Source organism: Leucobacter sp. OLIS6 (assembly GCF_002752355.1).
Taxonomy (GTDB): Bacteria; Actinomycetota; Actinomycetes; order Actinomycetales; family Microbacteriaceae; genus Leucobacter.
The window spans coordinates 108318-120755 of the sequence record NZ_MRAV01000002.1; the positions used below are offsets into that span (position 1 = coordinate 108318).

The 12438-nt window shown below is 72.1% G+C and carries 11 protein-coding genes; 10 read left to right on the forward strand and 1 reads right to left on the reverse strand.

The annotated features are described in order from the left end of the window. The first annotated feature begins 70 nt into the window (after positions 1-70). From ftsH to BMH31_RS02340, 8 genes are all read left to right on the forward strand, one after another. A complete protein-coding gene (gene ftsH / locus BMH31_RS02305) occupies positions 71-2104 on the forward strand; it encodes an ATP-dependent zinc metalloprotease FtsH (RefSeq protein ID WP_199068220.1) in 2034 nt (677 codons plus the stop codon). After that, complete coding sequence (gene folE / locus BMH31_RS02310; protein WP_099722935.1) at positions 2101-2682, forward strand: GTP cyclohydrolase I FolE; 582 nt, start codon at positions 2101-2103, stop codon at positions 2680-2682. Before ftsH ends, folE begins: the two co-directional genes overlap by 4 nt. Beyond that, on the forward strand, positions 2675-4027 hold the full coding sequence (gene folP, locus BMH31_RS02315; protein WP_199068217.1) for a dihydropteroate synthase: 1353 nt from the start codon (positions 2675-2677) through the stop codon (positions 4025-4027). Before folE ends, folP begins: the two co-directional genes overlap by 8 nt. Then, positions 4024-4539 (forward strand): 2-amino-4-hydroxy-6-hydroxymethyldihydropteridine diphosphokinase, encoded by a 516-nt coding sequence (gene folK, locus BMH31_RS02320; RefSeq protein ID WP_099722933.1) that lies wholly within the window; start codon positions 4024-4026, stop codon positions 4537-4539. The genes folP and folK overlap by 4 nt, the downstream gene beginning before the upstream one ends. Beyond that, entirely contained in the window at positions 4539-5093 is a 555-nt protein-coding gene (locus BMH31_RS02325; protein WP_099722932.1) for a DUF3180 family protein, read from the forward strand. Before folK ends, BMH31_RS02325 begins: the two co-directional genes overlap by 1 nt. A 407-nt stretch (positions 5094-5500) precedes the next feature. After that, positions 5501-5959 carry a PH domain-containing protein gene (locus tag BMH31_RS15525; protein ID WP_168187882.1) on the forward strand — a complete coding sequence of 153 codons (459 nt, stop codon included), beginning with the start codon at positions 5501-5503 and terminating at the stop codon, positions 5957-5959. Continuing rightward, entirely contained in the window at positions 5956-7647 is a 1692-nt protein-coding gene (locus BMH31_RS02335; protein ID WP_099722931.1) for a PH domain-containing protein, read from the forward strand. Before BMH31_RS15525 ends, BMH31_RS02335 begins: the two co-directional genes overlap by 4 nt. Continuing rightward, positions 7644-8345: a DUF2520 domain-containing protein gene (locus BMH31_RS02340; protein ID WP_099722930.1), complete on the forward strand. Its 702-nt coding sequence runs from the start codon at positions 7644-7646 to the stop codon at positions 8343-8345. Before BMH31_RS02335 ends, BMH31_RS02340 begins: the two co-directional genes overlap by 4 nt. Positions 8346-8394: 49 nt before the next feature. On the opposite strand, the gene BMH31_RS02345 is transcribed toward BMH31_RS02340, so the two are convergent. Then, positions 8395-9582, reverse strand: a complete 1188-nt coding sequence (locus BMH31_RS02345; protein WP_099722929.1) for a multidrug effflux MFS transporter — start codon at positions 9580-9582, stop codon at positions 8395-8397. A 252-nt stretch (positions 9583-9834) separates the two neighbouring features. Between BMH31_RS02345 and BMH31_RS02350 the strand changes: the two genes are divergently transcribed. Together BMH31_RS02350 and lysS are read left to right on the forward strand one after the other, a co-directional pair. Continuing rightward, positions 9835-10611, forward strand: coding sequence for a hypothetical protein (locus BMH31_RS02350; RefSeq protein ID WP_143469781.1), 777 nt, complete (start codon positions 9835-9837; stop codon positions 10609-10611). Between the two features lie 69 nt (positions 10612-10680). After that, positions 10681-12213 carry a lysine--tRNA ligase gene (lysS, locus tag BMH31_RS02355; RefSeq protein ID WP_099722927.1) on the forward strand — a complete coding sequence of 511 codons (1533 nt, stop codon included), beginning with the start codon at positions 10681-10683 and terminating at the stop codon, positions 12211-12213. The last annotated feature ends 225 nt before the right edge of the window (positions 12214-12438 follow it).

Sequence of the window (12438 nt, forward strand, 5' to 3'; positions counted from 1 at the left end):
TCGCGGTCGAATCGACATGCGGCGGACGGGCTGAGCTCAGCGCACCCGCCGGACCCAGAAAGGGCCCAACGTGGCTGAGACACTGTCCAAGGGGAAGAAGCTGTTCCGCGGCCCCCTGATCTACTTGATCCTCGCGCCCATCATCGTGCTGGTCGGGTGGATGCTGATCATGGGCGGCGGGTCGCGCGAGGTGAAGACCGAGCGCGGCCTCGAACTGCTCTCCGAGGGCAAGGTCAAGCAGGCCGAGATCATCGACGGCGACCAGCGGGTCAACCTCACGCTGACCTCCGTCGACAAGAAGACCGGCACCGACGAGGTCTTCTTCTACTACGTCGGCCCGCGCGGCGAGTCCGTGGTGGAAGCGGTCACGAAGGCCGCGCCGAAGGACGGCTACACCGATCAGGTGCCCCAGCCGAACCCGCTGTGGTCGCTGCTCGGGTTCCTGCTGCCGGTGCTGCTCATCGGCCTGTTTTTCTGGTGGATGCTGTCGTCCATGCAGGGCGGCGGCAACAAGGTCATGCAGTTCGGCAAGTCGCGGGCGAAGCTCGTCTCGAAGGAGGCGCCCACCGTCACCTTCGCCGACGTCGCCGGCGCCGACGAAGCGGTGGAGGAGCTGCACGAGATCAAGGACTTCCTGCAGGACGCCTCGCGCTTCCAGGCGGTCGGAGCCCGGATCCCCAAGGGCGTGCTGCTCTACGGTCCTCCCGGCACGGGCAAGACCCTGCTGGCACGCGCGGTGGCCGGCGAGGCCGGCGTGCCGTTCTACTCGATCTCGGGATCCGACTTCGTCGAGATGTTCGTCGGCGTCGGCGCGAGCCGCGTGCGCGACCTCTTCAAGGAGGCCAAGGCCAACGCCCCGGCCATCATCTTCGTCGACGAGATCGACGCGGTCGGCCAGCGCCGCGGCCAGGGCATGGGCGGCGGCCACGACGAGCGCGAGCAGACGCTCAACCAGCTGCTCGTCGAGATGGACGGCTTCGACCCCAAGACCAACGTGATCATGATCGCGGCGACCAACCGTCCCGACATGCTCGACCCTGCGCTGCTGCGCCCGGGCCGCTTCGATCGCCAGATCGGCGTCGACGCTCCCGACATGGCCGGTCGTCGCAAGATCCTCGAGGTGCACTCGGCGGGCAAGCCGCTGTCGAAGAACGTCGACCTCGACGTCGTCGCACGCAAGACCCCCGGTTTCTCGGGCGCCGATCTCGCGAACGTGCTCAACGAGGCCGCGCTGCTCACGGCGCGCTCGAACGCGCAGCTCATCGACAACCGGGCGCTCGATGAGGCCATCGACCGGGTGGTCGCGGGTCCTCAGCGCCGCACCCGGGTGATGAAGGATCAGGAGAAGCTGATCACGGCCTACCACGAGGGCGGTCACGCGCTCGTCGCCGCGGCGCTCAACCACACGGATCCGGTCACCAAGATCACGATCCTGCCCCGCGGTCGCGCGCTCGGCTACACGATGGTCATCCCTCTGGAAGACAAGTACTCGGTCACGCGCAACGAGCTGCAGGACCAGCTCGCCTACGCCCTGGGCGGTCGTGTCGCGGAGGAGCTCGTGTTCCATGACCCCACCACCGGTGCGGGCAACGACATCGAGAAGGCCACGAGCACGGCGCGCAAGATGGTCACCGAGTACGGCATGTCGGCCTCGGTCGGCCCCGTCAAGCTCGGTCAGGCTCAGGCCGGCGCCTTCCTCGGCGAGTACGGCCAGAGCCGCGACTACTCCGAGGGCATCGCGATCGAGATCGACGCCGAGGTGCGCGCGCTCATGGAGCAGGCGCACAACGAGGCCTACGAGGTGCTCGTGCTCAACCGCGACATCCTCGACGACCTGGCGCGCGAGCTGCTCGTCAAAGAGACGCTCGACCACATCCAGATCGCCGAGATCTTCCGGGACGTGAAGAAGCTCCCCGAACGGCCGACCTGGCTCTCGCACCAGGAGCGCCCGGTCTCCGATCGCCCGCCCATCGCGGTCCCCGCCTCGGTCGCCACCGACGCGCCGCAGGCGACTCCGCAGGCCCCGGCCGCTCCGCAGGAGCCGACCGCGCCCCCGGCCCCGCCCGTGCCGCCGGCTCCCGAAGGGCCGGGCGCCGCATCATGACCCCGAGCGTCGATCGCCCGCGCATCGCCGCCGCCGTGCGGGAGCTGCTGACGGCGATCGGCGAGGATCCCGATCGCCACGAGCTCGCGAGCACTCCCTCTCGCGTGGCCGACGCCTACGCCGAGTTCTTCTCCGGCGTGGGCGTCGACCCGTCGGTGCACCTCGCCGACGCCGTGCCGGTGGGAGACCGTCCCGGAGAGCTCGTGCTGCTGCGCGACATCGCACTGCGCTCGGTCTGCGAGCACCACCTGCTGCCGTTCCGCGGGCGCGCCCACATCGCCTACCGGCCCGCCGAACGAGTGGTCGGGCTCAGCGCGCTCCCGCGCGTCGTCGAGACCCTCGCGTCGCGGCCCCAGGTGCAGGAGCGGCTCGGCGAACAGATCGCCCAGGTGCTCCAGGACGGGCTCGATCCCGCCGGCGTGCTGGTCGTGCTCGAGGCCAGCCACGGCTGCGTCGCCGATCGCGGGGTGCGCCAGGCCGATGCGGTCACTCTCACCATCGCCTCCCGCGGGGAGCTCGCCGAGCCGGCGGCCCGCGCCGAGATCATGGTCCTCCTCGGAAAGCCGGCCGATGACTGAGGTCATGGGCGTGCTCAACGTCACGCCCGACTCCTTCAGCGACGGGGGGCGCTTCGACGCGCTCGACACGGCGATCGCCCGTGGGCGGGAGCTCGTCGCGCAGGGCGCCACCGTCGTCGACGTCGGCGGGGAGTCCACTCGTCCGGGAGCCGACGCGGTGCCTCCGGCCGAGGAGCAGCGCCGGGTCATCCCCGTGATCCGCGCCCTCGCCGAATCCGGAATCCGCGTCTCGATCGACACGATCCACGCCGAGAGCGCCGAGGCCGCGGTCGCGGCCGGCGCCTCGATCGTCAACGACGTCTCGGGCGGCCTGCACGACCCGCGCATGGCCGAGGCCGTTGCCGCGGCCGGCGCCGAATTCGCGATCGGGCATTGGCGGGGGATCCCCGACCCGGCGCACGGCCGATCCGGCTACGTCGACGTGGTCGGCGAGATCCGCGAGGCGCTGGCGCGCTCGGCGGAGCGCGCGGTCGCCGCGGGCGTCGACGCCCGGCGCATCATCCTCGATCCGGGTCTCGGCTTCGACAAGACCGCCGAGCAGGGCTGGCGGCTGCTCGCGCAGCTGCGCGAGCTCGGGGGACCCGAGGCGCGCATCCTCGTCGGCATCTCGCGCAAGCGGATGCTCGGCGAACTGCTCGACGCGCTGCCGGAGGCCGCCCGCGGGGCGGGCGGCCCGATGGCGCGCGACCTCGCGACCGCCGTCACGAGCGCCCTCGCCGTCCGCGCGGGGGCGTGGGGTGTTCGCGTGCACGACGTCCCGTCGACGGTCCAGGCGCTCGCCGTGGCCGGCGCCTGGAGCACCGCCGAGGAAACCGCGTCGGCGCAGGGACCCCCGGCGGTACCCGCTCCGTCGTCCGGCGCGGCAGTGCCCTCCTCGCCCGGTGCGGTCTCCCCGACGTCGTTCCGCGAGAGCCTGCGAAGTGCGGGATCCGATCCCGCGCAGGCACCCCGCTTCGACGGCGACCTGATCCGTCTCACGGGGCTCGAGGTCCGCGCCCACCACGGCGTCTTCGACTTCGAGCGCGAGCAGGGCCAGCGGTTCCTCATCGACGCCGAGGTCTCGGTCGACCTCGGCGCTGCGGCGCGCAGCGATGAGCTGGCTCGCACCGTGCACTACGGCGAACTGGCCGAGGCGATCGCGGCGGCGGTCGAGCGGGACCCCGTGGACCTCATCGAGACGGTCGCCGAACGCGCGGCCGACGTCGCGCTGAGCTTCGACGGCGTGCGCGCCGTCCGGCTCACCGTACACAAGCCCGAGGCGCCCATCGACCTGCCCTTCGGCGACGTGTCGGTCACGGTCGTCCGCGCGGCGGCCGGGGTGCTCCCCGCGGGAGGTCTCGAATGATCGCCCAGCTCGTCCCCGTCGTGCTCGCCTTCGGCGCCAACCTCGGCGACCGCGGCGAGACCATCGCCGAAGCGCAGGCCGAGATCCTCGCGGCGCCGGGGGTCCTCAGCCTCAGCGCGTCGCCGCTGCGCGAGACGATCGCGCTCACGCTCGACGGCCCCGACCCCGACGCGCCCCGGTACATCAACGGGATCGCACTCGCCGAGACCACGCTCGACCCGCACGCGCTGCTCGACCTGCTGCAGCGCATCGAATCGGAGCACGGGCGCACGCGAGACGTCCGCTGGGGCGACCGCACCCTCGACATCGACCTGATCCTGTACGGCGGCCGCAGCATCCGCGACGACCGGCTCACCGTGCCGCACCCGCGCGCCCACGAGCGCGACTTCGTGCTGGCCCCCTGGCTCGACCTCGACCCGCACGCCGCACTGCCGGGGCACGGCACGGTCGCGGCGCTGCTCGACCGCATCGGCGATTCGACCACCCGGCTCGACGACGGAGGCGAGCGCTGATGCGGCGGGAGCATCGCACCTCGTGGATCTGGCTGCTCGTCTTCGGCGTCGTCGGAGCCGGCGTCGGCGCGCTCGTGCAGGCGCAGCGCTCCGCCGTCGGCGTCCCGCCGCTCGTCCCGCCGCTATCGCTCTCGGCCACACTCACCGTGCTCGCCGGGGTGCTGCTGGTGCTCGGCATCCTGCTGCGCCGGGCCGTGACGCATCGGGCCGAACGCATGGTCAACCCGTTCCACGCCGTCCGCCTGCTCGCCGCGTCGCGCGCCTCCCAGTTCGTGGGCGCGCTGTTCGGCGGCTTCGGGCTCGGCGCCCTGCTGCCGCTCGGCGCACGCAGCGTGCCCGCGCCGGGCGCGACCTGGGCACCGATCCTCGCGACCGCGATCACCGGCGCGGTGCTGCTGGGCGTCGGGCTCCTGGTCGAGCACTGGTGCCGCGTTCCGCCGAGCGACGACGAGGACGGTGAGGGCAGCGGCGGCGGGCCCGGCGGGGGAGCTGCCGGCCGGCCGGGCGAGGAGCCCGCGCCGCACGCCACCCGAACCCGGCCCCGCGACATCTGAGCCGGGGCGCTCGGCGCTCGGCACCGTGTGCTCAGCGCATGCGGGTCTGGCGCATGCGGTCCCGCGGGCTCGTGGGCGGATGCTTCGTCGGGTCGAGGACCGGGGCACCTGTCGAAGACCGGGGAAAACCTCGCAAGTTCGCCCGGCACTCGGCAGTCGGCCCGGCCCTCGACAGTCGGCGCGTTCCTCGAAGCGGTGCCGAGAGTGCCGCGCCGAACCGGACCTCCCCGAAGAGGCCCGAACCTCCCCGAATCGCGCCGAATCGCACCGAAGCGAGCCGGGACCGGGGCCGCGCACCGGGTTCGCCGTAGAGTGGGAGCGTGACAGAACCGGCGTATTCAGCATCTCCATCCGATCAGCCCGTCGCCCGCCACGGTGCCGCGAGCGGGACCGGCGCGACCGCGTGGTTGCGGGTCTCGCCGAAGTACGCCTGGGTCGACCTGGTCGGCAACCTGATCCCCGTCGTGATCGCGGGCGGTGCCGCCTACGTGATTCCGACCTACATCCGCAGCGATGTCCCCGTGCTCGTCGTCATCGCGCTGGCCGTCGTCGCGGTCGCGTTCCTCGTGAACGCGATCCTCGCCTTCCGCCGCGTGCGCGCCATGGGGTACGCGCTGCGCGAGGACGACCTCGTGTTCCGGCGCGGCATCATGTTCGAGCGCGTGGTCGCGGTGCCCTACGGTCGCCTGCAGCTGGTCGACGTGACCCGCGGACCGCTCCTGCGCGCGCTCGGGCTCGCGAACCTCAAGTTCGTCACCGCGGCCGCGGCGACGGGCATCGCCCTGCCCGGCCTCGTCGACGCCGACGCCGAGGCGCTGCGCGACGAGCTGATCCGGCTCGCCGAGTCTCGGCGGTCGGGGCTGTGAGCGATCCCGCAGGCGCGGCTCGCCCGGCCGGCCCGGCGCAGCCCACGGGCGGAGCCCCGGCGCAGCCCGCGATCCCGAGCGACGGTGAGTGGCGGCGGCTCCACCCGCTCTCGCCGCTGCTGCGCGGCGGACTCTTCGTGCTCGTGCTGTTCGGCATCATCGTCGCGAATCTGCGCGACCAGCTGATCAGTCTGGTCATCGGCAACTCGAGCTGGAACCAGAGCCCCGAGAACGGCGGCATCGACTACATCCTCGAGCACGGGCTCGTGGTCGTGGCGCTGCTGGTCGTCGCGGGGATCATCGCGCTGGTGATCCTGTTCTCCTGGCTGTCGTACCGCTTCGCGCAGTTCCGCATCGCCGACGACGCGGTCGAGCTGCGCCGCGGTGTCCTGTTCAAGCAGCACCGCCGGGCGCCGCTCGATCGGATCCAGGCGGTCGATCTGCAGCGGCAGCTGCTGGCCCGTGTGCTCGGACTCACCCAGGTCGAGGTGCAGACCGCGGGCCAGGGCGGCAAGCTGACGCTCGCCTACCTCGGACACCGCGATGCGCAGGCCGTGCGCGAGCAGATCCTCCGTCTGGTCCGCGCGCAGACCGCCGGCGCCGTGAGCCCGGATCCAGCAGCGGGCCCTGCCGGCGCGGGTGCTGCCGGGATGGCGGACGCGACCGGGACCGCGACCGCGGACGCGCAGCCCGGATCCCGCCTGCGGAACGCGCTCGATCTCGAGTCGCGCGTCACCGACTTCGCCGACGACGACGTCGACCAGGGCGCGCGCATGTCGGGCACGCTCGTCACGGTGCCGCTCGGACGCCTGATCGGCAGCATCGTGCTCGGCTGGGGCTTCCTGGTCGCGATCGTGCTGGTGGGCGTGATCGGCGGCTTCGTGATCGCCGGCCATCCGGCGGCGCTCGCGGGCCTGGTCCCGATCGTCATCGCCTCGGTCGCGGTGATCGTGAGCCACTTCAACCGCGGTTTCGGTTTCACGCTCTCGCGCTCGGACGACGCGATCCGGATCGGCGCGGGCCTCACCGCGACACGCACCGAGACCATCCCGTTCGCGCGGGTGCACGCCGTCGACGTACGGCAGCCGCTGCTCTGGAAGCCGTTCGGCTGGTGGCAGGTGCGGATCACCCTCGCAGGCAACGCGAGCAACGGATCGGACGGCCAGAAGGTCGCCGGGATCGTGCTGCCCGTCGGCACGCTCGACGACGCGGTGCGCGTGACGCAGACGATCCTGGGCGACCGGGACTTCTTCGCGGTGAGCGGCGGCGGCGCCGAAGGGCCGCTCTCGTACGCCGTGCTGCGGGACGGGATCGCGGGTGCGGGCGGCGGCTACCTCGGTGCCGGGCCGCGCAGCGGGCTCGTGCTCTGGGCCGCGCGTCGGCGCACCGGGATCGCGGTGACCGAGCCGGGACCGGGATCGCCGCACACGCTCGCGCTGATCCGCCGCGGTGTGCTCACCCGCGGGTACGCCCTCGTGCCGCTCGCCCGTGCCCAGTCGGTGCTGCTGCACCGCACGTTCTTCCACCGCGTGCTGGGCCTCGCCCGCGTGCGAGTGCACACGGTGTTCGGGCCCGTGCCGACCGAGATCGCGGGACTCGAGCTCGACCACGCGCGCCGGTTGTTCGAGCAGCTCGCGGCTCAGGCCGTGGCGGCGCAGCGAGACGACGTCGCCGGGGCCCCGCGATGAGCGAGACCCGGCGCGACGGGCGGCTCGGCATCGGGATCGTCGGTGCGGGCCGCGTAGGTCCCGTGCTCGGCAACGCGCTCGCCGGGGCCGGGCACGCGATCACGGGGATCTCGGCCGTCAGCGACGAGAGCCGAGAGCGCGCGGAGGCCATGCTGCCCGGCGTCCCGGTGCTCGACGTGCCGGAGGTCGTGCGCCGTTCCGAGCTCGTGCTGTTCGCGATCCCCGGCGACGAGCTCCCCGGCCTCGTGCGCGGGCTCACCGAGACCGGCGCGTGGCAGCCGGGCCAGCTCGCCGTGCACACCGCGCCCGAGCACGGCTACGGCGTGTTCGCACCCGCGCTCGCGACGGGCGTGATTCCGCTCGCCCTGCACCCGGCGCTCGTCTTCACCGGCACGAGCCTCGACCTGACCCGGCTCGCCGAATCGACGATCGCGGTCACGGCCCCCGCGCCGGTGCTGCCGATCGGGCAGGCGCTCGCGGTCGAGATGGGCGCCGAGCCCGTCGTGGTCGCCGAGCGTGATCGGCCGGCGTACGCCGAGGCGCTCGCCGCTGCGCGGGAATTCTCGAGCGCGGTGGTGCGGCAGGCGCTCGAAGCGCTCGACGGGATCGGCCTCGAGCAGCCCGACCGGGTGATCGGCGGCCTCGTCCGCGCCTCGGTCGAGGAAGCGCTCGCGCGGGCCGTACCGCGGGTCGAGTAGGCGGGGTTCGCGGGGCCGCGGCGCTGGGGGGCCGCGGCGCGGTCGTGCCTCAGTCCCGGCGGCGGACCGTCGCGCAGGCGGCCGACAGCGCTGCCGCTGCGGCGACGGTGACCGCCATGGGCAGCGCGGTGGTCTCGCCCCAGAGCCCGACCAGCGGGGCGGCTGCCCCGCCGAGAGCGAACTGCGCGGTGCCGATCAGCGCGGACCCCGATCCGCGTGCGCTCCCGGCGCGGGCGAGCGCGAGGGCGCTCGCGTTCGACATGGTGAGACCCGTGCCGCCCGTGAGCACGAACGCGCAGGCGATGAAGCCGGGGATCGAGAGCGCGTCGGAGAGCACGAGCGTCAGCATGCCGAGCCCGCCGAGCACGAGCAGGCCGGATCCCACGGCGAGCATGCGCGCCGGGCCCACCCGCGGGGCGAGACGGGCGTTCACCAGGTTCGCGATGAGCAGGGCGGACGCGCCGGCGGCGAACGAGAGCGCGTACTCGACGGGGGTCATGCGCAGGATCCGCTGGCCGATGAACGGCGACGCCGAGATGTAGGAGATCATCGCGGTGAACGACAGCGCGAACGCGAGCGTGAGTGCGACGAAGCCGCGATCCCGGATCAGTTCTCCGAAGGGCCGCAGGGCGGCGCCGACGCCGTGCGGGCGCCGCTGCTCGACGGGCAGCGACTCGGGCACCCGGCGCCAGGCGAGCAGGAGCATGAGCGTCGAGATGACGGCGAGTACCGCGAGCACGCCGCGCCAGTCCCAGAGCCGATGTGCGAAGCCGCCGAGCACGGGCGCGATCATGGGGCCGAGCCCGACCACCATCGCGATGAGGCTCAGGGCGCGCACCGCGGTGTCGCCCGTGCTGAGGTCCGCGGCGATGGCGCGCGAGAGCACGATGCCGACGGCGCCCGAGACGCCCTGCAGCAGGCGGAGGGCGATCAGGGTGCCGATGTCCTGCACGAACACCGTCGCGATTCCGGTGAGCGCGAATACCGCGAAGCCCGCGAGCAGCACGGGGCGGCGGCCGAGGGAATCGGAGAGCGGGCCGAGCAGGAGTTGCCCGAGGCCGACACCGAAGAAGAACAGCGAGAGCGTGAGCTGCACGGACGACGCCGAGGCGTGCAGTTCGCTCGCGATGCTCGGGATCGACGGGATGTAGAGGTCGGTGGCGACCGCGCTCACGGCTGCGAGGAGGCCGAGCGCGGCGAGGAGTCCCGGAGTCAGGCGGGGTTGCGCAGTGCTCACGGTGCTCCTCCTTCGGCGGCCCACCCGCTCGACTGAAATCGTATACGATCATCCGCGAGCGACCGGGTCTTCGGCGCCGGAGGGGAATCCATGCCGCAGTACTACCCGTCACCGCGGGAGATCCTGACAAACGACCTGCTCACCGAATCGGTGGACACGATGTCCGGGACCCATTCGACACGGCACGCCTCCTTCGCAGCGCTGGCGAAGGCGCCGACGCCGGCCACAGTGTGGGAAGCCATCCACGGTGTCATGGAACAGATGCACTACTTCCACCTGAACGATCCGGAGCTGGAGCAGTGGGCGACGTCCGAGGAGGTCGAGAGCGTCCGCACCGGGCTGGCCGAACTCGGTATCTCCGCCGAATGGAGCGCGCCGTTCGCTCCGGAGCGGCAGCGGATTGTGCGCATGAAGCACTCCGGCGAACCGCTTCCGGACGCGGACCCGTATCCCGGCGACCCGCGACCCCGCCTCGTCGAGTTCATGGCCGACGCCCGAAGGCCCCACGGGGTCTGGTGGACGCCTCCCCTGACCTATCACGTGCAGCAGACGAGCAGCCCGCTCCCGACGCTCCCCGCTTCCGACCTGCTCGGCGGGGAGGACGACTTCAGCGCCGTCACCGCGAACGTCCGACCGGCGCTCCGCGCCACGGGAGACCTGAAGGTCAAGGAGATCGATTCCGTCGCCGACTGGCTCGACCTCGTGCGCTCGGCGCCGGCCGATGTGACGCGCTCGCGGGCGAACTCCTGGGGAATGCTCGAGCCGGGTCTCCGCTGGGTGATCCCGGACTGGGTCGCGCTCGCCGGGAGGTACGACGCGATCCATCTGACCGTCAACGGCTACCTCGACCTCTCCTGCGTCCCCATCGAGACCGCGCCCGGTGAACGGACGATGGTCGTGGGCTGGGGTCCGGAGGAGACCTACTGGCTGCGCGAGCCGAAGCTCGAGTGGGGCGAGCAGTTCCGGGCCTACCGGTACGGGCCCGCGAGCTGGGGCCGGACGCCTGAGGAGTCGGACGGGCTCGCGTAGACTGATCCGGTGCGCCCGGGCCGGGTCCCGCGCGCCGCATCAGAGCACAGCATGGAGGATCCCGCCCAAATGAGCGAGCAGACCGCACCCGAAACGCACGTCGAAACCGAAGCAGAGGTCTTCGAGCAGAAGCGCGTGCGCCTCGAGAAGCGCGACAAGCTCAACGCGGGCGCCGATCTGGCGGGCGGTGCATACCCCGTCTCGGTCCCCGTGACCACCACGATCCCCGCCGTGCGCGCGAAGTACGGCGAGCTCGTCGCCGGCGACGAGACCGGCGAGATCGTCGGTGTCGCGGGCCGCGTCGTGTTCCAGCGCAACACCGGCAAGCTGTGCTTCGGCTCGCTGCAGGCCGGGAACGGCGAGCGGATCCAGGTGATGGTGAGCCTCGCCGAGGTCGGCGAGGACTCGCTCGCGCAGTACAAGGAGCTCGTCGACCTGGGCGATCACCTGTTCGTCAGCGGCGAGGTCATCTCGAGCCGCCGGGGCGAGCTCTCGATCATGGTCAAGGAGTGGCGGATCGCCGCCAAGGCGATCGCCCCGCTGCCCAACATGTACGCCGAGCTGAACGAGGAGACGCGGGTGCGCCAGCGCTACCTCGACCTCATCCAGCGCGAGCAGGCCCGTCGCAACGTCGTGACCCGAGCCCGCACCATGGCGAGCCTGCGCAGCACCTTCGCCGAGCGCGACTTCATCGAGGTCGAGACGCCCATGCTGCAGACCATGCACGGCGGAGCGTCGGCCCGCCCGTTCGTGACGCACTCCAACGCCTTCGACACGGAGCTGTACCTGCGCATCGCGCCCGAGCTCTTCCTCAAGCGCGCCGCGGTCGGCGGCCTCGAGCGCGTCTTCGAGATCAACCGCAACTTCCGCAACGAGGGCGCCGACTCGACCCACAGCCCCGAGTTCGCGATGCTCGAGGCCTACCAGGCCTACACCGACTACAACGGGATCGCCGACCTCACCCAGGCGCTCGTGCAGAACGCGGCGCTCGCCGCGAACGTCGGCACGGAGCGCGAGGGCACCCAGGTCGTGGAGTGGGCCGACGGCACCCTCTTCGACCTCGGCGGCGACTGGGACCGCATCTCGATGTACGGGTCCCTCTCCGAGGCGGCCGGCCGCGAGATCACTCCCGAGACCTCGGTCGAGGAGCTGCTCGCGCTCGCCGAGGCCGAGGGCGTCGAGGTGAAGCTGCCGAACCACGGCAAGCTCATCGAAGAGCTCTGGGAGCACTTCGTCATCGACTCGCTGACGAAGCCCACCTTCGTCATGGACTTCCCGGTCGAGACGAGCCCGCTGACCCGACACCACCGCTCGATCCCGGGCGTCGTCGAGAAGTGGGATCTCTACATCCGCGGGTTCGAGCTGGCGACCGGCTACTCCGAGCTCGTGGATCCCGTCGTGCAGCGCGAGCGCTTCGTGCAGCAGGCCGCCGAGGCGGCCCGCGGCGATGACGAGGCGATGGGCGTCGACGAGGAGTTCCTGCGCGCTCTCGAGCACGCCATGCCCCCGTCGGGCGGCATGGGCATGGGCATGGATCGCCTGCTCATGGCGCTCACCGGCCTCGGGATCCGCGAGACGATCCTCTTCCCGCTCGTCAAGTAGCGGCCGGGAGACCCGGGCCGGACGGGCGCGCCTTCGCTCGTGGGTGCGCGCGCTCGTGCGCTTGCGCCTGCTCGCGAACGGACCCAAATTATCCATATTCCCGCGGGAAAGGACAATTTGGGTCCGTTCGCGAGCAGGCGCAAGCGGCAGAAGCCTGCCCTTTCTAACCCTCTGGCGACGCCGACTGTCAACGCGGGGGTGTTCCTGGTGGGCGCAGTTAGATCA

Coding starts and splice junctions, on each gene's coding strand:
- folE (WP_099722935.1), top strand. CDS start 2,101: ATGACCCCGAGCGTCGATCGCCCGCGCATCGCCGCCGCCGTGCGGGAG.
- folP (WP_199068217.1), top strand. CDS start 2,675: ATGACTGAGGTCATGGGCGTGCTCAACGTCACGCCCGACTCCTTCAGC.
- folK (WP_099722933.1), top strand. CDS start 4,024: ATGATCGCCCAGCTCGTCCCCGTCGTGCTCGCCTTCGGCGCCAACCTC.
- BMH31_RS02325 (WP_099722932.1), top strand. CDS start 4,539: ATGCGGCGGGAGCATCGCACCTCGTGGATCTGGCTGCTCGTCTTCGGC.
- BMH31_RS02340 (WP_099722930.1), top strand. CDS start 7,644: ATGAGCGAGACCCGGCGCGACGGGCGGCTCGGCATCGGGATCGTCGGT.
- BMH31_RS02350 (WP_143469781.1), top strand. CDS start 9,835: ATGGAACAGATGCACTACTTCCACCTGAACGATCCGGAGCTGGAGCAG.
- lysS (WP_099722927.1), top strand. CDS start 10,681: ATGAGCGAGCAGACCGCACCCGAAACGCACGTCGAAACCGAAGCAGAG.